Source organism: Streptomyces sp. NPDC014676, from assembly GCF_043084105.1.
GTDB lineage: Bacteria > Actinomycetota > Actinomycetes > Streptomycetales > Streptomycetaceae > Streptomyces.
Window position 1 is genome coordinate 570,396 of record NZ_JBIBZI010000004.1, and the last position, 19,278, is coordinate 589,673.

At 71.0% G+C, this 19,278-nt stretch carries 20 protein-coding genes; 11 read left to right on the forward strand and 9 right to left on the reverse strand.

What is annotated here, in order from left to right; genetic code table 11:
- Positions 1 to 48: 48 nt before the first annotated feature.
- The 3 genes from ACF1DX_RS15250 (at position 49) to ACF1DX_RS15260 (ending at position 1,516) form a co-directional block, all read left to right on the forward strand.
- Entirely contained in the window at positions 49 to 426 is a 378-nt protein-coding gene (locus tag ACF1DX_RS15250; protein ID WP_030835991.1) for a BlaI/MecI/CopY family transcriptional regulator, read from the forward strand.
- 9 nt (positions 427 to 435) lie between these two features.
- The gene (locus ACF1DX_RS15255) at positions 436 to 981 is read left to right on the forward strand and encodes an amino-acid N-acetyltransferase (protein ID WP_030872802.1); all 546 of its coding nucleotides are present in this window, start codon (positions 436 to 438) and stop codon (positions 979 to 981) included.
- A gap of 199 nt (positions 982 to 1,180) precedes the next feature.
- Positions 1,181 to 1,516 (forward strand): Lsr2 family protein, encoded by a 336-nt coding sequence (locus ACF1DX_RS15260; RefSeq protein WP_030872805.1) that lies wholly within the window; start codon positions 1,181 to 1,183, stop codon positions 1,514 to 1,516.
- On the opposite strand, the gene ACF1DX_RS15265 is transcribed toward ACF1DX_RS15260, so the two are convergent.
- The gene (locus ACF1DX_RS15265) at positions 1,495 to 2,190 is read right to left on the reverse strand and encodes an SCO3374 family protein (RefSeq protein ID WP_391791618.1); all 696 of its coding nucleotides are present in this window, start codon (positions 2,188 to 2,190) and stop codon (positions 1,495 to 1,497) included. The genes ACF1DX_RS15260 and ACF1DX_RS15265 overlap by 22 nt on opposite strands.
- 431 nt (positions 2,191 to 2,621) lie before the next feature.
- Here ACF1DX_RS15265 and ACF1DX_RS15270 point away from each other — a divergent pair, with 431 nt between their 5' ends.
- Positions 2,622 to 5,147, forward strand: a complete 2,526-nt coding sequence (locus ACF1DX_RS15270) for an ATP-dependent Clp protease ATP-binding subunit (RefSeq protein WP_391791619.1) — start codon at positions 2,622 to 2,624, stop codon at positions 5,145 to 5,147.
- Between the two features lie 88 nt (positions 5,148 to 5,235).
- Here the strand turns inward: ACF1DX_RS15270 and ACF1DX_RS15275 are convergent, their stop codons facing one another.
- The gene (locus ACF1DX_RS15275) at positions 5,236 to 5,874 is read right to left on the reverse strand and encodes an HAD family acid phosphatase (RefSeq protein WP_391791620.1); all 639 of its coding nucleotides are present in this window, start codon (positions 5,872 to 5,874) and stop codon (positions 5,236 to 5,238) included.
- A 441-nt stretch (positions 5,875 to 6,315) separates the two neighbouring features.
- Between ACF1DX_RS15275 and ACF1DX_RS15280 the strand changes: the two genes are divergently transcribed.
- The gene (locus ACF1DX_RS15280) at positions 6,316 to 7,020 is read left to right on the forward strand and encodes a M23 family metallopeptidase (protein ID WP_391791621.1); all 705 of its coding nucleotides are present in this window, start codon (positions 6,316 to 6,318) and stop codon (positions 7,018 to 7,020) included.
- A gap of 20 nt (positions 7,021 to 7,040) precedes the next feature.
- Here the strand turns inward: ACF1DX_RS15280 and ACF1DX_RS15285 are convergent, their stop codons facing one another.
- A complete protein-coding gene (locus tag ACF1DX_RS15285) occupies positions 7,041 to 7,637 on the reverse strand; it encodes a TetR/AcrR family transcriptional regulator (protein ID WP_391791622.1) in 597 nt (198 codons plus the stop codon).
- A 137-nt stretch (positions 7,638 to 7,774) separates the two neighbouring features.
- Between ACF1DX_RS15285 and ACF1DX_RS15290 the strand changes: the two genes are divergently transcribed.
- From ACF1DX_RS15290 to ACF1DX_RS15300, 3 genes are all read left to right on the forward strand, one after another.
- Entirely contained in the window at positions 7,775 to 9,361 is a 1,587-nt protein-coding gene (locus ACF1DX_RS15290; protein ID WP_391791623.1) for an MDR family MFS transporter, read from the forward strand.
- Positions 9,362 to 9,471: 110 nt separating this feature from the next.
- Entirely contained in the window at positions 9,472 to 9,909 is a 438-nt protein-coding gene (locus ACF1DX_RS15295; protein WP_391791624.1) for a helix-turn-helix transcriptional regulator, read from the forward strand.
- 60 nt (positions 9,910 to 9,969) lie between these two features.
- Complete coding sequence (locus ACF1DX_RS15300) at positions 9,970 to 10,413, forward strand: VOC family protein (protein WP_391791625.1); 444 nt, start codon at positions 9,970 to 9,972, stop codon at positions 10,411 to 10,413.
- A gap of 10 nt (positions 10,414 to 10,423) precedes the next feature.
- On the opposite strand, the gene cseC is transcribed toward ACF1DX_RS15300, so the two are convergent.
- The 5 genes from cseC to ACF1DX_RS15325 form a co-directional block, all read right to left on the reverse strand.
- Positions 10,424 to 11,770, reverse strand: a complete 1,347-nt coding sequence (gene cseC, locus ACF1DX_RS15305) for a two-component system sensor histidine kinase CseC (protein WP_391791626.1) — start codon at positions 11,768 to 11,770, stop codon at positions 10,424 to 10,426.
- 9 nt (positions 11,771 to 11,779) lie between these two features.
- On the reverse strand, positions 11,780 to 12,478 hold the full coding sequence (gene cseB, locus ACF1DX_RS15310) for a two-component system response regulator CseB (RefSeq protein ID WP_030872178.1): 699 nt from the start codon (positions 12,476 to 12,478) through the stop codon (positions 11,780 to 11,782).
- A gap of 152 nt (positions 12,479 to 12,630) precedes the next feature.
- Positions 12,631 to 13,287, reverse strand: coding sequence for a hypothetical protein (locus ACF1DX_RS15315; RefSeq protein WP_391791627.1), 657 nt, complete (start codon positions 13,285 to 13,287; stop codon positions 12,631 to 12,633).
- Positions 13,275 to 13,838, reverse strand: coding sequence for a SigE family RNA polymerase sigma factor (locus ACF1DX_RS15320; protein ID WP_391791628.1), 564 nt, complete (start codon positions 13,836 to 13,838; stop codon positions 13,275 to 13,277). Before ACF1DX_RS15320 ends, ACF1DX_RS15315 begins: the two co-directional genes overlap by 13 nt.
- 309 nt (positions 13,839 to 14,147) lie before the next feature.
- Positions 14,148 to 15,083, reverse strand: coding sequence for an A/G-specific adenine glycosylase (locus ACF1DX_RS15325; RefSeq protein WP_391791629.1), 936 nt, complete (start codon positions 15,081 to 15,083; stop codon positions 14,148 to 14,150).
- A 131-nt stretch (positions 15,084 to 15,214) separates the two neighbouring features.
- Between ACF1DX_RS15325 and ACF1DX_RS15330 the strand changes: the two genes are divergently transcribed.
- Together ACF1DX_RS15330 and ACF1DX_RS15335 are read left to right on the forward strand one after the other, a co-directional pair.
- On the forward strand, positions 15,215 to 16,798 hold the full coding sequence (locus tag ACF1DX_RS15330; RefSeq protein ID WP_391791630.1) for a histidine kinase: 1,584 nt from the start codon (positions 15,215 to 15,217) through the stop codon (positions 16,796 to 16,798).
- Positions 16,795 to 17,460 (forward strand): response regulator, encoded by a 666-nt coding sequence (locus ACF1DX_RS15335; protein ID WP_391791631.1) that lies wholly within the window; start codon positions 16,795 to 16,797, stop codon positions 17,458 to 17,460. Before ACF1DX_RS15330 ends, ACF1DX_RS15335 begins: the two co-directional genes overlap by 4 nt.
- A gap of 6 nt (positions 17,461 to 17,466) precedes the next feature.
- Here ACF1DX_RS15335 and ACF1DX_RS15340 read toward each other — a convergent pair whose 3' ends face one another.
- Positions 17,467 to 18,120, reverse strand: coding sequence for a phosphatase PAP2 family protein (locus ACF1DX_RS15340; RefSeq protein ID WP_391791632.1), 654 nt, complete (start codon positions 18,118 to 18,120; stop codon positions 17,467 to 17,469).
- Between the two features lie 174 nt (positions 18,121 to 18,294).
- On the opposite strand from ACF1DX_RS15340, the gene ACF1DX_RS15345 reads away from it, so the two are divergent.
- A complete protein-coding gene (locus ACF1DX_RS15345) occupies positions 18,295 to 19,170 on the forward strand; it encodes a hypothetical protein (RefSeq protein ID WP_391791633.1) in 876 nt (291 codons plus the stop codon).
- The last annotated feature ends 108 nt before the right edge of the window (positions 19,171 to 19,278 follow it).

The following is a 19,278-nucleotide window of genomic DNA, read 5'->3' on the forward strand; positions in this document are numbered from 1 at the left end:
TTGTTCTGAGTTGTGCCTCGCCCATTGGGAGAACTCGAAGACGCGGTCATGACGCGGGTGTGGAAGTGGAACCGCCCGGTGACCGTTCGGGAAGTCCTGGAAGATCTTCAGAAGGAACGGTCCATCGCGTACACCACGGTGATGACCGTTTTGGACAATCTCCATCAGAAGGGCTGGGTGCGCCGAGAGGCGGAAGGCAGGGCCTATCGATATGAGGCGGTCTCCACTCGCGCCGCCTACGCCGCCGCGCTGATGAACGAGGCGTGGTCGCAGAGCGACAACGCCGCCGCCGCTCTCGTCGCGTTCTTCGGCATGATGAGCGAGGAACAGCGTCAGGCTCTCACCGACGCGGTCCGCATCGTCCAGCTCCCGGAAACCCCCGCCGACGAGAACCCCGGCTCAGCAGAGGGCCGGAGCGGACGATAGCGTCCGCCCATGTCCGCAGACAGCCCCGAAGACAGCCCCGAAGTCCCCGCAAAAGCCATCACGGTCCGACGGGCCCGCACCAGCGATGTCCCCGCCGTACGCCGGCTCCTTGACGCCTACGTCCGCGGGCGCATCCTGCTCGACAAAGCGACGGTGACGCTTTACGAGGACATCCAGGAGTTCTGGGTCGCGGAACGGGACGACAACGCGGAGGTGGTCGGCTGCGGCGCCCTGCACGTGATGTGGGAAGACCTCGCGGAAGTCCGCACTCTCGCCGTGAAGCCGGGCCTGAAGGGCGCGGGCGTCGGACACCGGTTGCTGGAGAAGTTGCTGGAGACCGCCCGCTGGCTCGGTGTTCGGCGCGTATTCTGTCTGACCTTCGAAGTGGAGTTCTTCGGCAAGCACGGCTTCGTGGAGATCGGGGAGACACCCGTCGACACCGATGTGTACGCGGAGTTGCTGCGCTCCTATGACGAGGGTGTCGCGGAGTTCCTCGGCCTCGAACGCGTGAAACCGAACACCTTGGGCAACAGCCGGATGCTTCTGCATCTGTGATCCGCGCACGGTGCCCTATGTCCGAAACGCGCATGTTTCCGGGCCGGGTGCGGGCAGTGGGTCTCCGTCAGGGGTTTGTGTTTTTACGGCAAAAGCGGTTTGCTTTCCGGAGTACTGCAGTACTGGATATAACAAGGGGCGGCGATACGGCGGACGCTGGCACACCCCGGCCCTCAAGTTATCGATGAAAGGAAATCCGGTGGCACAGAAGGTTCAGGTCCTTCTTGTCGACGACCTCGACGGCGGCGAGGCGGACGAGACCGTGACGTTCGCGTTGGACGGCAAGACGTACGAGATCGATCTCACCACCGCCAATGCGGACAAGCTCCGCGGCCTTCTCGATCCTTACGTGAAGGGCGGTCGTCGTACCGGAGGCCGCGCTTCGGGCGGGCGCGGAAAGGCGCGTGCCGCTTCCGGCGGCAGCCAGGACACCGCGGCCATCCGCGCGTGGGCGAAGGAGAACGGTTACGAGGTCAACGACCGCGGCCGTGTCCCCGCGTCCATCCGCGAGGCCTACGAGAAGGCCAACGGCTGACCGTCGGCCCGTACGGCGGCGGCAGCGCACGCACGCCGCAGCCGGACCCGGTGGATCTGTGTCGCCACCGTGTTCACCAGCGGCACGAGGTTCGGGGGGCCGTCCCGGTCCCCCCTCGTGCCCATCGCCGACAGCGTCGGCAGCGAGGCCTCAGCCCCGCGTCCCGGCTCGGGGGGCCGCAGCCACACGGCGGCCCCCTGCGATCCGCCACGGACCGGGGTGAGCGGCCGGGCGGCAGGACCGGCATCACCGCCGGCCCCACTGCCGGCATCGCCGTCGGCAATGGCGCCAGGGGGCCAGGGAGCGTCCATGAGCCCTCCCGCGCCGATCGCCACCAGGTCCAGCTCCAGCGCGCCCCAGTCCAGCCACTCCAGCAGCCCCGGCAGCTCCTCCGCGCTGCCCGCCGCCACCAGCAGCCGCATCCGGCCGTCCCCCAGGGCCACCGGGAACCCCCGCCCGAGCCCTCCCGAGCGCCCCAGGCGCTCCAGCGCCGCGCACCCCGCCTCCGCGGGCACGTCCAGGACGTCGAAACGCACCCCCACCGCCAACCGCACCGGCACCCCGGGCACCGTGGGCCACCCCAGCGCGTTCTCGTACCAGAGCCGCACCTCGTCGTCGCTCGGTGTGAGCGGCCGGCGGGAGAGCGGCACCGCGGGGAAGGCTGTCCGGACCATGCCCGGCGCAACGTTCCGACGCCCTTCGGGTTACGCTGGGTGCTCATGCGTAAGCGAGGGGTGTCGAACAAGGGGGCGCGCGGGGGTGTGTGGAGGCGCAAGGTTGTTCGCCCGTAGCGGAGGGAACCCGTGCACTCGGCATGGACTGTCCGTAGCAGCGGGTAAGACATCCCTAGTGGGAGGGGTCGACACGCAGGGCGGGACGTTTCCCGTTCGCCATGGGCGTACTGGCGAAGGGGGTAACTGCCTGGCCTGCGGGAACATCGTCTCGCACCATCGGGTTGGAGCAGATGTCGGCGTGAGCGGGGTCAGGAGGCCATCGACGGTGTCGGCAGTTGGAATGAGCGGTCCCCGCTTGCGGGACTAAGCTGCGGAAGGACAGGGAGGGGAAGTTCCCCCCACTGCCTGACCGCTCTGAGGAGCGATTAACGATGTTCGAGAGGTTCACCGACCGCGCGCGGCGGGTTGTCGTCCTGGCTCAGGAAGAAGCCCGGATGCTCAACCACAACTACATCGGCACCGAGCACATCCTCCTGGGCCTGATCCACGAGGGTGAGGGTGTCGCCGCCAAGGCCCTTGAGAGCCTCGGGATTTCGCTCGAGGCGGTCCGCCAGCAGGTGGAGGAGATCATCGGGCAGGGCCAGCAGGCCCCGTCGGGTCACATCCCCTTCACCCCCCGTGCCAAGAAGGTCCTGGAGCTGTCGCTCCGCGAGGCCCTTCAGCTGGGCCACAACTACATCGGCACGGAGCACATCCTGCTCGGCCTGATCCGTGAGGGCGAGGGCGTCGCCGCCCAGGTCCTGGTCAAGCTGGGCGCCGATCTCAACCGGGTGCGGCAGCAGGTCATCCAGCTGCTCTCCGGCTACCAGGGCAAGGAGACCGCCACCGCCGGCGGTCCTGCCGAGGGCACCCCCTCCACGTCCCTGGTCCTCGACCAGTTCGGCCGGAACCTCACCCAGGCCGCTCGTGAGTCCAAGCTCGACCCGGTCATCGGGCGCGAGAAGGAGATCGAGCGGGTCATGCAGGTGCTGTCCCGCCGTACCAAGAACAACCCGGTGCTGATCGGTGAGCCCGGCGTCGGCAAGACCGCCGTCGTCGAGGGTCTCGCCCAGGCCATCGTCAAGGGCGAGGTGCCCGAGACCCTCAAGGACAAGCACCTCTACACCCTGGACCTCGGCGCCCTGGTCGCCGGCTCCCGCTACCGCGGTGACTTCGAGGAGCGCCTGAAGAAGGTGCTCAAGGAGATCCGCACCCGCGGCGACATCATCCTGTTCATCGACGAGCTGCACACGCTGGTCGGTGCGGGTGCCGCCGAGGGCGCCATCGACGCCGCGAGCATCCTCAAGCCGATGCTGGCCCGCGGTGAGCTGCAGACCATCGGTGCGACCACGCTGGACGAGTACCGCAAGCACCTGGAGAAGGACGCGGCCCTGGAGCGCCGCTTCCAGCCCATCCAGGTCGCGGAGCCGTCACTGCCGCACACGATCGAGATCCTCAAGGGCCTGCGCGACCGCTACGAGGCCCACCACCGCGTCTCCATCACGGACGAGGCCCTGGTCCAGGCGGCGACGCTCGCCGACCGCTACATCTCGGACCGCTTCCTGCCGGACAAGGCGATCGACCTGATCGACGAGGCCGGCTCCCGGATGCGCATCCGCCGGATGACCGCGCCGCCGGACCTGCGCGAGTTCGACGAGAAGATCGCCGGCGTCCGCCGCGACAAGGAGTCCGCGATCGACTCGCAGGACTTCGAGAAGGCCGCCTCCCTGCGCGACAAGGAGAAGCAGCTCCTCGCCGCCAAGGCCAAGCGGGAGAAGGAGTGGAAGGCCGGCGACATGGACGTCGTCGCCGAGGTCGACGGCGAGCTGATCGCCGAGGTCCTCGCCACGGCGACGGGCATCCCGGTCTTCAAGCTCACGGAGGAGGAGTCGTCCCGCCTGCTGCGCATGGAGGACGAGCTCCACAAGCGGGTCATCGGCCAGGTCGACGCCGTCAAGGCGCTGTCCAAGGCGATCCGCCGTACCCGTGCCGGCCTGAAGGACCCGAAGCGTCCCGGTGGCTCGTTCATCTTCGCCGGCCCGTCCGGTGTCGGTAAGACCGAGCTGTCCAAGGCGCTCGCCGAGTTCCTCTTCGGTGACGAGGACGCGCTGATCTCCCTCGACATGTCGGAGTTCAGCGAGAAGCACACGGTCTCGCGTCTCTTCGGTTCGCCCCCCGGTTACGTGGGCTACGAGGAGGGCGGCCAGCTCACGGAGAAGGTGCGCCGCAAGCCGTTCTCGGTCGTCCTCTTCGACGAGGTCGAGAAGGCCCACCCGGACATCTTCAACTCGCTGCTGCAGATCCTGGAGGACGGTCGCCTGACCGACTCCCAGGGCCGGGTCGTGGACTTCAAGAACACGGTCATCATCATGACGACCAACCTCGGCACCCGGGACATCTCCAAGGGCTTCAACCTCGGCTTCGCCGCCGCGGGTGACACGAAGACCAACTACGAGCGCATGAAGAACAAGGTGTCGGACGAGCTCAAGCAGCACTTCCGGCCCGAGTTCCTCAACCGCGTCGACGACGTGGTCGTCTTCCCGCAGCTCAGCCAGGAGGACATCCTCAAGATCGTCGACCTGATGATCGGCAAGGTGGACGAGCGCCTCAAGGACCGGGACATGGGCATCGAGCTCTCCCAGTCCGCCAAGGAGCTGCTGTCCAGGAAGGGCTACGACCCGGTGCTGGGCGCGCGTCCGCTGCGCCGCACGATCCAGCGCGAGGTCGAGGACACGCTGTCGGAGAAGATCCTCTTCGGCGAGCTGCGTCCGGGTCACATCGTGGTCGTGGACACCGAGGGCGAGGGCGAGTCCCAGACCTTCACCTTCCGCGGTGAGGAGAAGTCGGCCCTGCCCGACGTCCCGCCGATCGAGCAGGCGGCCGGCGGAGCCGGTCCGAACCTGAGCAAGGACGTGTAAGCGTCCCACGGCGACCGAGAGGGGCCGGTGCCCGAAAGGCGCCGGCCCCTTTCGCGTGCCCGCGGGCACGCGGGCACGCGGGCACGCGTTACGACAGCCGGCCGTCGTAGTCCGGCAGCTTGAACGTCCTCTCGGCGTGGCCGCCCGACAGGTCGGTGGCGCTGTTGCCGATGTTGGCGATGATCGTGTAGCCCTTGGCCTCGATCTGGGCGCGCTGGGCGGTCTTGTAGTCGGCGACGTTCTTGAACAGGTCGAAGAACCCGCGGACGTACAGGCCGGAGGACTCGTAGCCGACGTGGTCGAGGTTCCAGTCGGTGGGCGCGTGGATGATGCCCGGGCGGGCGGTCACGAAGAACACGGCGACGCCGTGCTCCTGTGCGTACTCCGCGACCTCCAGGACCGGCTCGTTGGCGGGCTGGGGGAAGCTGAACCCGAAGTCGGTCTCCAGCGCGGTGTTGTCGACGTCCAGGACGATCGCCTGCTTCTCGTCCGGCCCGGTGTCCCCGATCCGCTGCTTCAGATAGGGCAGGGCCTGGTCCATGACCGCCCGGCAGTCCCGCTGCCAGGTGTCGTAGTCGACGTCCGCCGCCGCGGTGGCGGCTGCCACCGGGGAAACGGCCGGTGAGGCGGGGGCCGCGGCCTCGGCCGGTGCGGCCAGGGCCACCAGGGCGGCCGCGGAGACGGCGGTGACCGATACGCGGATCGGCCAGGAGCGTCGGCTTCTCATCTCGTGGGGGTCCTCTCACGTCCGTAAAGCTGCCAACGTGTCGTGTGCATGCTCGTCTGCGAGGGTGACGCGAGGTGAACCGTAGGGTTACCGGACGGTAGGCGCCTAGAGGCCTGCGCCACATTTATGGAATGGCCGAACCCGGCTCCCGGTGACATGGCGCACAGGTGCTTTGTCCGGTACTAGCCGGAATAGTGGTGAAAGCCTGCTCGCGAAACGGACATTTGCCCCAGAGTTCTGATCGATCGGCTCCAAATGGGGGGTTTCGTCCGGTAAGAGGGGTGTGTCAAGAGACGTGCATCTCAGCGCATATCTACGACTTTTCGTCGTAGGTCACACCTTTGCGCCGTTATGGCCGGAGGGGTTACCAATGAATCACCACCGAGGCGCGGATCCGTCCGCCAGGTGGTTTTCCTACGTCCCCTTCCTGATGAGGTTGAGATGTCCCAGCGCGTCACGCCCCGTTCCTTCCGTACGTCCCAGATCCGCACCCGCGCGGCCGTGCTGGCCGCCGGACTGGGGGCCTCGGTCGTCATGGGAGCCGGGGTCGCGGCCGCCGTCGACACCACGGCCGCGTCCGGCGCCGCCGGCGCCGTCCAGGCGCAGGCCGCCGCCCAGGCCGAGGCCGCGAAGGCCCAGGCCGCCCAGATCGAGAAGGCCGCCCAGGCGAAGGCCGCGAAGGCCGCCCAGGCGAAGAAGGCCGCCCAGGCCGCCGTCAAGAAGCAGGCGTCCTGGATCGATCCGGTCAAGAGCTACAAGCTGTCCGCGAGCTTCGCCCAGAACGGCGGCATGTGGGCGCACAAGCACAGCGGCCAGGACTACGCCGTCCCGACCGGCACCACCGTGATGGCCGCGCACGGCGGCACCGTCGTCAAGGCCGGCCCCAACGGCGCCGGCGACGGCCCCGCGTACGGCAACGCCGTCGTCATCAAGCACGGCAACGGCACGTACTCCCAGTACGCCCATCTGTCGCAGGTCGACGTGAAGATCGGCCAGATCGTCAAGACCGGCCAGAAGATCGCCCTGTCCGGCAACACCGGCAACTCCAGCGGCCCGCACCTGCACTTCGAGATCCGCACCACCCCGAACTACGGCTCCGCCGTGGACCCGGTGAAGTTCCTGCACTCCAAGGGCGTGACCGTCTGATCCGCACGGACGAATAGCGCCTAAGCGCCCCCGGACCCCCGGTGGGCCTGGGTGATCAGATCGATGGCGACCTCGAGGACGGCCTTGCGCTTCTCCTCGGGGTCGCTTTCGACGTCCTGGAGGACGTGCATCCCCGCGTGCATGGTGAACAGGGCGCTGACGCAGCGCACCTGGTCGACCAGGTCGGCGTCCGGGTCCATGAGGATGTCGCGCAGCCCGAGCATGCGGGTCTTGAACATCTCGCCGATGCGCAGCTCGCGGATCGTGGCCTGGTTCTCCTGCATGAAGCGGAAGAGCGGGGCCGCGCCCGCCAGTGCCTCGCTGTACCGGCGGATGATCTCCTGCTTGGTCTCCAGCGAGTGCGGCTGGTGCCGCCCCCACTCGATCAGGTCCTCCATCGGCCGCGAGAGGTCCTCGAAGATGCCGACGAGGATCTCTTCCTTCGTCTTGAAGTGGTAGTACAGCGCCGCCTTGGTGACGTCCAGGCGCTCGGCGATCTCGCGCAGCGACGTCTTCTCGTAGCCCTGCTCGGCGAAGAGTTCGAGCGCCACGTCCTGGATGCGCTGGCGGGTGTCCCCGCGGCGCCGCTGTTTGGTGCCGTCCATGGTGCCGCCCATCCTCCTACTCGACCCCTCTTGACGAAAACTTACTTGACGCCCGGCTAGTTGCGCGACTAACTTCCCAGTGTAGTGAACTAGCCGGTCGGCAAGTAAGTAGCAGTGGTCACGCGACCGTGGCCGGGGGAGAAGGAATCATGGCGGACACACCAGCGGCGGGGGCCGTGGAGACGGACGGCGGCAAACAGCCGAAGAGCGTGCGGGTGGTCCTGCTCGCACTCATGATCGCGATGATGCTCGCGATGCTCGACAACATGATCATCGGCACCGCGATGCCGACGATCGTGGGCGAGCTGGGCGGACTGGAGCACCTGTCCTGGGTGGTCACCGCCTACACCCTGGCCACCGCGGCCTCCACCCCGGTCTGGGGCAAGCTCGGCGACATGTACGGGCGCAAGGCCACGTTCATGACGTCCATCGTGATCTTCCTGATCGGCTCCGCGCTCAGCGGCATGGCCCAGGACATGGGCCAGCTCATCGCCTTCCGCGCGGTGCAGGGTCTGGGCGCCGGCGGTCTGATGGTCGGCGTCATGGCGATCATCGGTGACCTCATCCCGCCCCGGGAGCGCGGCAAGTACCAGGGCATGATGGCCGCCGTGATGGCGCTGGCCATGATCGGCGGACCCCTGGTCGGCGGCACCATCACCGACAACTGGGGCTGGCGCTGGGCCTTCTACATCAACCTGCCGCTCGGCGCGATCGCGCTGGCCGCCGTCGGCGCCGTACTGCACCTGCCGAGGAAGCGGGCCAAGGCCGGCATCGACTACCTCGGGGTCGCGCTGCTGACCGTCGGCATCACCTCCGTCGTGCTCGTCACCACCTGGGGCGGCACGGAGTACGCCTGGACCTCCGCGCGGATCATGGAACTGATCGGCCTCGGTGTCGCGTCCCTCGTGGGCTTCGTGTTCTGGCAGACCAGGGCCGCCGAACCGGTGGTGCCGCTGCACATCTTCCGCAGCCGCAACTTCACGCTGATGTCCGCCATCGGCTTCATCACCGGCTTCGTGATGTTCGGCGCGACGCTCTTCCTGCCGCTCTACCAGCAGGCCGTGCAGGGCGCCTCCGCCACCAACTCCGGCCTGCTGCTCCTGCCGATGCTCGGCGCGATGCTCGTCACCTCGATGGTCGCGGGCCGGATCACCACCAACACCGGCCGGTACAAGGTCTTCCCGGTGCTCGGCAGCGCCCTGATGATCGTCGGCCTGTACCTGCTGTCCACGATGGACACCGGGACCTCCCGGTTCACCTCCGGTGTCTTCATGGCCGTGGTCGGTCTGGGCATGGGCTGCCTGATGCAGATCACCATGCTGGTCGCGCAGAACAGCGTCGAGATGAAGGACATGGGCGTGGCGTCCTCGTCCACCACCCTGTTCCGCACCCTCGGCTCGTCCTTCGGCGTCGCGATCATGGGCGCGCTGTTCAACAACCGCGTCCAGGACGTCATGGCCGAGAAGGCCGGCACGCTGGGCTCCAAGGTGACCGAGCAGTCCGCCCAGCTGGACGCCGCGAGCCTGGCGAAGCTGCCGGAGGCGGCCCGCGAGGCGTACCAGCACGCGGTGTCCTCGGGCACCCACTCGGCGTTCCTCCTGGGCGCCGTGATCGCGGTGCTCTCGCTGGCGGCGGCGGTCTTCGTCAAGGAGGTCCCGCTGAAGGGCGCGGGCCCGAAGCAGGACGGCACCGACGACGGCGCACCGGCGGCGATGACGGTGAGCGAGCCCGTCTGACCCTCCTCCCGAGCGGCACGAAGGCCCCCGGCGGCGCACCCGCGCTTCCGGGGGCCTTCCCGTACGCCGGGCCGGACCCGTTGTCAGACCCCCGTGCCACCATCGGGCACATGGACAGGACGCGGCAGCTGAGGCTGGCCAAGGACGCGATGGACCGGGACTGGGCCGACCCGGACCTCGACCTGGCCGCGATCGCCGCGCACGCCGGATACTCGCGCTTCCACTTCATACGTGCCTTCCGGGAGACCTACGGCGAGACCCCGGGCCAGTACCTCACGCACCGCCGGATCGAGCGCGCCGAGGACCTGCTGCGCACCGCGAACCTGTCGGTGACGGAGATCTGCCACCTGGTCGGTTTCAGCAGCCTGGGCACGTTCTCGGCACGGTTCAAGACCTGGACCGGCCTCACCCCCAGCGAGTACCGCGCGAAGCACGTGGGACGCGGCGCCGCCCTGATCCCGGGCTGTTACGCGATGCACTGGCTCGGCGGCCACCGGCCCGGGCCGGGCAGGGCGGGGGCACGGCGCAATTCCGGAGAAGCGGACTGACGGCGGCGCTGCCTACGGTGACAGGGCACTGAGGGAACGGCCACGCAACGGGAGTACGCCATGATCAAGGGTCTCGCCATCACCACCGTCTGGGTCCTCGACCAGGACCGGGCGAAGGAGTTCTACACGGAGAAGCTGGGCCTGGAGGTCCGCACCGACATGACCCTGGGCGAGGGCGGCATGCGCTGGCTCACCGTCGGATCGCCGAAGCAGCCCGACGTCGAGCTGACGCTGATGGTCCCCGGCGCGGGCATGGACCCCGAGTCCGCCGAGATGATCAGGAAGCTGGTGGCCAAGGGGGTGCTCGGCCCCGGCGTGCTGACCACCGACGACATCCACGGCGACTGTGCCGAGCTCAAGGCCCGCGGGGTCGAGTTCCTCCAGGAGCCGCAGGAGCGCCCGTACGGCACCGAGGCACTGTTCCGCGACGACTCCGGCAACTGGTTCTCCTTCACCCAGCCCCGCGAGGGCGGCCTCGACACGGACAAGGACTGGGCCTGCTGAACCGCGCCCTCTACTGGGCCGGCATGGGATAGCTCCCGGTGTTCGTCGGCGCGTGTTCGGGCAGCCACAGCACGGCGGCCGCGCCCTCGGCCGGTGCGTCGTCCGGGGCCCCCGGGGGCCGTACGTTGTGGAAGGTCAGCCGCGCGCCCAGGACCCGCGCCTGCCCCGCCGCGATGGTCAGGCCCAGCCCGTGACCGCGGCCGGCCCGGTCCGCGCTGCCGGTGCGGAAGCGGCTCGGCCCCTCGGCGAGCAGCGCCTCGGGGAAGCCGGGCCCGTGGTCGCGGACCCGGACGACCCGGCCCTCGACGGTGACCTCGATGGGCGGCCTGCCGTGCCGGGCGGCGTTGGCGAGCAGGTTGAGCAGCACGCGCTCCAGCCGCCGCGGGTCGGTGGTGACCTCCGACTCGTGCACCACCCGCACGGTGACGTCCGGATCCTTCGCCGCCACCCGCCGGGCGACGAACTCGCCCAGCAGGATGTCCTGCAGTTCCGCCCGCTCGGAGGCGCTGTCCAGCCGGGCCACCTCCAGGACGTCCTCGACGAGGGTGCGCATCGCCTTGGCCCGGTCCAGCACCAGCTCGGTCGGCCGGCCCGGCGGCAGCAGCTCGGCGGCGGTGAGCAGCCCGGTCACGGGGGTGCGCAGCTCGTGCGCGATGTCGGCGGTGACCCGGCGCTCGGCCTCCAGCCGCTGCCGCAGCGCGTCCGCCATGGCGTCCACCGCGCTGGCCAGGTCGTCGGTCTCGTCGCGCACCACCCCGCCGATCGCCTCGCGCACCCGGACGTCCGTCTCGCCCTTCGCGACCCGGAAGGCGGCCGTGGCCGCCTTCCGCAGCCGCCGCGACAGATGCCCCCCGACGAGCACCCCGAGCGCGCTGCCGCCCAGCACCACCGCGATGGAGCCGATCACCAGGGCCTGGTCGAGGTCCTTGAGGATGTCGGAGCTGCGGTCCGTGAACCCGGAGTGCAGCGACATCACGTGCCCGTTCTTCAGCGGCACCGCCGCCCAGATGTCCGGCGCCCCGCCCGGCCGGTCCACCACATAGGTGGCCCGCCGGCCCTCATCGGTCCTCTCCCGCAGCTCCCTCGGCAGCTCCGGGTCGTCGATCTTGGTGTTGGGGAAGTTCAGCCGCCCCGACAGCTCGTAGTTGCGCTGGGCGACCATGATGCGCTCGTCCGCCAGGTCGCGCGCGTTGTCCAGCATCGACACCCGGGCCGCGTTGTGCACGACCAGGCTCAGCGCGAGGGCCACCAGCGCCCCGACCAGCGCGATGGCCGCGCTGAGCTTCCACCGCAGACCCGTACCTATGCCCACCCGGTCGACGCACGCCGCCACCAGGCGCCGGAAATAACCGCGCATCCGCTTCGCTCAGGCCTTCAGCTTGTAACCGAAGCCGCGGACCGTCTCGATACGGTCCTGGCCGATCTTCGTACGCAACCGCTGCACATGGACGTCGACGACCCGCGTGTCGCCGCCCCAGCCGTACTCCCACACCCGTTCGAGCAGCTTGTCGCGGGAGAGCACGGTTCCCGGCGCCGCCGAGAACTCCAGCAGCAGCCGCATCTCGGTCGGCGTCAGCGCCACCGGACTGCCGGCCCGGCGCACCTCCATGCCCCCGGTGTCGACCTCCAGCTCGCCGAACGCCAGCACACCCCCGTCACCCGGACCGTCCGCGTCCTCCCGGCCGCCGTTCGCGCGCCCGAAGCGGCGCAGCACCGCGCGGATCCGGGCCACCAGCACCGCACTGTCGAACGGCTTGGTCACATAGTCGTCGGCGCCCGCCTCCAGGCCCAGCACCACGTCGATGGCGTCGGCCCGCGCCGACAGCATGATCACCGGCACCGTCGACTCGTCCCGGATGCGCCGGCACAGGCTCACCCCGTCGAGCCCGGGCACCATGACGTCGAGCAGCGCGATGTCGGGGCGGTCCGTGCGGAACGCCTCCAGGCCCGACAGCCCGTCGGGCATCGCGGTGACCGCGAAACCGTCCCGCTCCAGGGTGAGCTGGGTGGCCTCGCGGATGACGTCGTCGTCCTCGACGAACAGGACGTGGGTCTGGTCTGCCATCCCGCTGCTCTCAGTCCTCGTGTGATCTCGGGGTCGTCGGGGTCGGTACGCGCGTGTTCTTCTCGTCCACCCCGCGGACGCGGGGGCCGCGCCGCGGGTTCACCCGTTCATCGGCCCGGGTGGGCCCGTCGGTTCACGACGTGAGCCATGTCTCAGCTGTCGGGCGCCGGTACCGGCTCCGCCCCGGCCACCTGTCCGTAGTCGTTGTGCGTGCGGTACTTCTCGGCGAACCGGCCCGAGTCCCAGCGGTACGTGATCACGTCGTCGCCGGACGGATTCGACACCGGGTCCTTCCGGTCGTACACCTGCTTGGTCACCACCAGATCACCGCCGTCGATCTCCGCGTAGAGCGGGGGCTCCTCGGCCGAGAACACGTTCACGTACGCGCCGCCCTGCTCGCGGTACACGTACGAGCCGACACCCACCGCGTCCCCGCAGGTCAGCACGTTGACGACGACGTCGTCGACGGACCCTCGGGTGAGGTTGCCGTAGCTCACGTCGACGGGGTACTGGTCGGCGACGCACGGCTTCAGCTCCCGCTTGACCTCCGCCGAGACCTCCGGGTCGGCCTTGACCAGCCGGACCGCGTCGACCCGGTCGGGGGTCCGCGAGGGCTCGGCCGACGCCGCGGCGGCGGGGGCGCTCGCCACGGGGTCCGTGTGCGCCGGGCCCTCGTCCCGCGCGCCGGTGCCGCCCGTGCCGCAGCCGGCGACGAACAGGACGACGGCGGCGAGCACGGCCGTCGCCGTGGTCGCCGCCCGGGCGGTGGTCCGGGCCCGGATGGGCCCCGCGCCGGTCAGGCCGCGCAACGCTCCCGCTCCTCACGCTCCAGCGCGCGGGCGTCCAGATCACGCGCCTGAAGCTCCTCGCGGAGCCGGGCGAGCGCCCGGTGCAGGGTGCTCTTGACCGTTCCGGCCGACATGCCGAGGGCGGCGGCCGTCTCCTCCGTGGACATCTGCTCCCAGTGTCGCAGCACCACGACACTGCGCTGCTTCGGGGCGAGGACCTTCAGGATGTCCATCAGCAGGGCACGGTCGGCGTGCTGCTCGGTGGAGTCGTCCACACAGGCGTCCGGGAGCTGCTCGGTGGGCACCTCCTCCAGCTTGCGGGCCCGCCACCACTCCGTCCGTGTGTTGATCATGACCCGGCGCAGATAGGCGTCGGCCAGCCGCTTGTCCTCGATGGTCTCCCAGCGGCCGTACGTCCGGGCCAGCGCGGTCTGCAGCAGGTCCTGCGCGTCGATGGGGTCCGGGACCAGGCGGCGGGCGCTGCGCAGCAGCGCGTCCCGCCGGGTGCGGACGTACTCCTCGAATGCGAGGACCTCACCCCGTACCTCGCCCCGCGCCATGTCCTGCGCCATGGTGAACCGCCTCCCGCTCCCCGTGCCCGGCCTGCCCGCGCGGGCCGGTCGTACCGCCTGTGATCCGTCGTCACCGTGCCCTCGTCGAGCACGTGATCGACGGTACGGAGGCGTTGTCACGGCGCTGTCCGAGGAAGCCTGCGGGAAGCACTCGGCTGTCCGTCGGTTGTGTAACGGAAGGAGGAACGGGGTAAAGCGGGCGGGTGATCTGGGCGAGTAAGAGCCGGTATGTCCCGTCGTACCGGCGGGGTGCATGGGGAACGGCTGTACGTGACGTCGGACGTGCGTATGAACCGGCTGTGTCCGGTGTCAGGTCATCGGCAGCCGGTACAGGCCGCCCGGCAGCGGCTCCACCAGACCGTCGGCGACCAGGCCGTCCAGCGCGCGGGCCCGCTGCACCGGCTCGTGCCACACCCGGTCCAGCGCGGCCTGTGTCACCGCGCCGTGCGCCTCCCGCAGCACGGCCAGCAGTCGCCCGCGGACCTGACGGTCCGTCCCCGCGTACGTCTGGCCCCGGCGCGGCGGACCCTCGTGGGCCGGCTTGCCCGCCAGCCGCCACGCGCACTGCGCCGCGATCGGGCAGCGCTGGCACGACTCGTTCTTCGCCGTGCACACCAGCGCGCCCAGCTCCATGGAGGCGGCGGCCCACCGCGCGGCGGTCGCGGCGTCCTCCGGCAGCAGGGTGCGGGCCAGCCGGCGCTCGGCGGCGGTGGTGGCGTTCGGCGGGTACTGCGTACCGGTGACCGCGCGGGCGAACACCCGGCGCACATTGGTGTCCAGCACCGCGTGCCGCTGCCCGTACGCGAACGACGCCACCGCCGCGGCCGTGTACTCCCCGATGCCGGGCAGCGCCAGCAGCTGGGCGTGGTCGGCCGGTACGTCGCCGCCGTGCCGTTCCGTTATGGCGACGGCGGCGCCGTGCAGCCGGAGCGCACGGCGCGGGTAGCCGAGCCGGCCCCAGGCGCGGACCGCCTCACCGGGCGCCTCCGCGGCGAGGTCGGCGGGGCGCGGCCAGCGGGCCAGCCACTGCTCGTAGACGGGCAGCACCCGGTTCACCGGGGTCTGCTGCAGCATGAACTCGCTGACCATCACTCCCCACGCACCGGCCTCCGGGCGCCGCCACGGCAGGTCCCGGGCGTGCTCGTCGAACCAGTCGATGACGGGGGAGTGCAGCGGCTCACCGGGAGCACGCTCGGACGCGGAATCGGCGGCGGTGCCGTACGGGGGCTTCGTGGGAGCAGTCATGGCCCCTCGATCCTCCCACGCCGGTGCCCGCCGGTGGTGGGAGCGCCACGGCCATGGCCTCCCGCAGGGTGATGGCACACCTGACGATCGGCAGCGGTGGCACACCCCTGTCCGCTTGTAGCGTCAGGGCCATGGAACGTGCCCGTCCCGCCGCGCTCGGCAAGGACTGCCTGCTCTGGGCGGCCCTCGCGCTGCCCGCGGTCTGCGCCGACCGGATCGGGCTGAACGAGCCGCGTCCGCTCTGGCAGCAGCTCGCCGGACTCGGCGTGCTCGCCGCCGCCACCGCCGTGGCCCGGCACCGGCCGACGGCCGCCTTCGGACTGACGGCGGCGCTCAGCATCGCCGCCACACCCGCGCTGTTCAGCGTCTCCTACGGCCCCGCCCTCGCGGTGTTCGCGCTGCTGCTCGGCCTGCGGTCGCCCCGTACGGCCTCCGCGGCACTGTGCCTCGCCGCCGTCGTCTGCGCCGGCGGCGTGAAGATCGAACTGGTGGGGCCCGACCCGGTCCCCGAGTGGCTGGTCCTGACCGGCACCCTCCTCTTCGGCTGTGTCCTGCCCTGGCTCGGCGGACGCTACTGGTCCCAGAGCCGGGCGCTCACCGCGGCGGGCTGGCTGCGGGCCGCCCGCCTGGAGGAGGAGCAGCGCCTGACCGGGGAACGCGCCCGGCTGCGCGAGCGGGCCAGGATCGCCCAGGACATGCACGACTCCCTGGGCCACGAGCTGAGCCTGATCGCCCTGCGCGCGGGCGCCCTCCAGGTCGCCCCCGACCTTCCCAGCCACCACCGGGCCGCCGCGGCCGACCTGCGCGCCGCGGCCGCCGACGCCACGGACCGGCTGCACCGCATCATCGGCGTCCTGCGGGAGGACGACGACGAGCCGCTGCCGCTCGCCCCGGCCGGCGAGAACGTCGAGCAACTCGTCGCCCGCGCCGCCGAGTCCGGCCTGCCGGTGCGCTGGGAAACCGGCGGGCAGGGCACGGCCGTGGCACCCGGCGGGGTCGCCGAGCGGCTGCTGCACCGGGTGGCCAGGGAGGCGCTGACCAACGCGGCACGGCACGCACCGGGCGCGCCCGTCGTCGTGGCGGTGACGGGGGACGACAGGCGAGGAGCGACCGTCACCGTCTTCAACGGCCGGCCGGCCGCGGAGAGTTCCCCGGTCCCCGGAGGCGGTTCGGGACTGCTCGGCCTGCGCGCCGCCGTCACCGCGGTCGGCGGCACCTTCGAGGCGGGCCCGCACGCTGACGGGTTCCGCGTCCGGGCCCACGTCCCCGCGCGGGCGGACGCGGCATCCGCACCGCCCCGCCCCGCCTCCGCCCCTTTCACCCGCGCCCGCCGCCGCGTCGCCGCCGGACTCGGCGCTGCCGCCGGCGCGGGCGTCGTCCTGGTCGGCGTGGCCTTCGGCTGGTACGCGTACACCGAGACGCACTCGGTGCTGGAACCCGCCGCCTACGCCGGACTGCGCCCGGGCACGCCGGCCGCGGAGGCCGAGCGGGTGCTGCCGGACCGGCACGTCCAGGACCCGCCGACGGAGCGCGCCCCCGCACCGCCCGAGGGCACCGACTGCCGCTACTACCGCGCGAGCGGCGAGCTCTTCGTCTCCGTCGACCACTTCCGGCTCTGCTTCGACGACCGGGGCCGCCTGGCCGCCAAGAACGTGATCCCGCGCGTCGGCACGTCCGGCGAAGGGCGGGAGGAATACGAGGAGTTCGCACCGTGATCCGGGTCCTGCTGGCCGACGACGAGGCGATGGTGCGCGCCGGGGTGCGCGCCATCCTGGGGAGCAGCGGCGAGACGGAGGTGGCCGCCGAGGCGGACGACGGCCGCGAGGCCGTCGAACTGGTCCGGGCACACCGCCCCGACGTGGCGCTGCTCGACATCCGCATGCCCCGCCTGGACGGGCTCGCGGCGGCCGAGGAGATCGTCCGCACCGTCCCCGGCACGGCGGTCGCCATGCTCACCACGTTCTCCGAACGCGCCTACGTCGCCCGCGCCCTCGGCGGCGGCGCCACCGGCTTCCTGCTGAAGTCCGGCGATCCGTACGAACTCATCGCGGGCGTACGAGCGGTGGCGGGCGGCGCGGCCTTCCTGTCGCCCAAGGTGGCCCGGTACGTCATCGAGGGCCTCGGCGGGACCGACGGCGGCGGCCGGCTCGCCCGGGAGGCCGAGGCGCGGGCGCGCGTGGCGGTGCTGAGCCCGCGCGAACGCGAGGTCCTCGGTCTGGTCGGGGCCGGACTGTCCAACCCGGAGATCGCCGCCCGGCTGCACCTCGTCGAGGGCACGGTGAAGGCGTACGTCAGCGCGGTCCTCGACCGGCTCGGCGTACGCAATCGCGTACAGGCGGCGATCGTCGCCTACGAGGCGGGCCTGGTGGCGGGCTGAACCCGCTCAGCGGCGCCGGTGCGTGGCGTACGGCGGCACCGCGCGGGCGACGGTTTCCGGCCCCGGCCCGGTGAACCACCGCGCGGTGGACGCCGACGAGGCGCGCATCGCCTCCGCGAGCCGGACCGCCGGCCGCGAGCCCAGTCGTACGACGGCGAGGGCGACGACCGCGCCGAGCAGCAGGCCCGCCGCCACGTCGTGCGGGTAGTGCACGCCGACGAACACCCGGGAGAACGCCATGAGCAGGGCCAGCGGGGCCGTCAGCCAGACGAGCGCGCGCCGGACCAGGACCAGTGCGAGGGCCGACGCGCCCGCGATCGTGGCGTGGTTGCTCGGGAACGACCAGTCGCCGTACGGCGGACACTCCGCCAGCGACGGCGCGGCGCCGGTGACCGCCCGGCACGGACGCTCCTCGGTCACACCGGACTTGAGGACCTCACTGCATACGTACGCCACAGCCGTGGCCAGAGGTGCAAGGACCGCTATCGCGAACGTGCGGGTGCCGGAGTGCCGTGCCCGCCACCAGCCGGCCACGAACAGCGCGACGAACACCAGCAGTCCGGCCTCCGTCCCGATCTCGGCCGTGTGCTGTACCCACGCCGGGGTGTCGTGCGCGTAGTCGGTGATGTCGCGGTAGAGCCCGCTGTCCACGAAGTCCATGGTCACGCACGGTAGGCGAGGAGCCGATACGGTCACACCCCGCGATCGTCGCGTGCCGTACCTGACGAAAGACAGGGGTCACGGGGCTCTCACCGGAATGATGATCCGGAAAAGTTGGGCCCGGAGCGGCGGGTGGGACAAGTTAACGCGCCGATCTCTCGTACAGTTTGCGCCGTGGGATCTCTGCGCAATCCGGTCGGGCCGCTTCCCTCCACCATCTACTGGCGTCGGAGGGCCGTACTGCTGTCCGTGCTGGCCTTGTTGGCGTTGTTGATCACCTGGGTGGTGGTCTCCGGCGACGGGGGCGGCGGCGACCGTGACACCGGGGCCAACGGCAAGAATCCCGCGCCGTCCATCACTCCGGGACCGTCGGGTTCGGGGCCGGCGATCAGTCAGGCTCCGGGCGGACGCGACGAGTCGGGGTCCGGAGGGTCCGATGGCGGGTCCGACGGCGGGTCGGGCGGGTCCGGCGGGTCGGGCGGTTCGTCGTCCGGGTCCGGTGACGGAGGGGCCGACGGCGATCCCGCGGACTCCGGCGGCGGTGACGGCGGTGGCGCCGGGGGCGGCGCGGGCGGTGGTTCCGAGGGCGGTACGTCGGCGGGGGTCGGCACGGGTGACGCGCTGCCGGCCGGTTCGGGGTCCTCGCTTCCCAACTGCACCGCGAACGCCGTGAAGTTCACTCTGCGCAGCTCCCGCAACTCCTACGAGCCCGGGCAGACGCCCATGTTCCTGCTCACCGCGCGGAACACCTCCGGCGGCGACTGCAAGCTCGATCTCGGGCCGGACAACGCGGTGTTGACGATCACTCCGGCGAGCGCCGAGGACGCGTACTGGGCGTCGGACGACTGCCCGAAGGGGGCACGGAGCCTGGTGTTCCGGGTGCCGGCGGGGGACAGCATCACGTACACCGTGCGGTGGGACCGCAAGGCGAGCGAGCCGGAGTGCGCGACACCGAAGGCCGGAACGGCCGGCGCGGGCACCTACCTGGTGGAGGCGAAGGCCCCGGGCTTCGAGAAAGTGCGGACGTCGTTCGTACTGAAGTCGGCCTGACCCCGGCTGCGGGCAGTCTGCCTCCCCCGGTGCCTCAAGGGCCTGAGAGGTGCCCCCGGGGCGCTGGGGGCACCTCCTCTGAGGGAGGCACCCCCGCAGGCGGGAGGT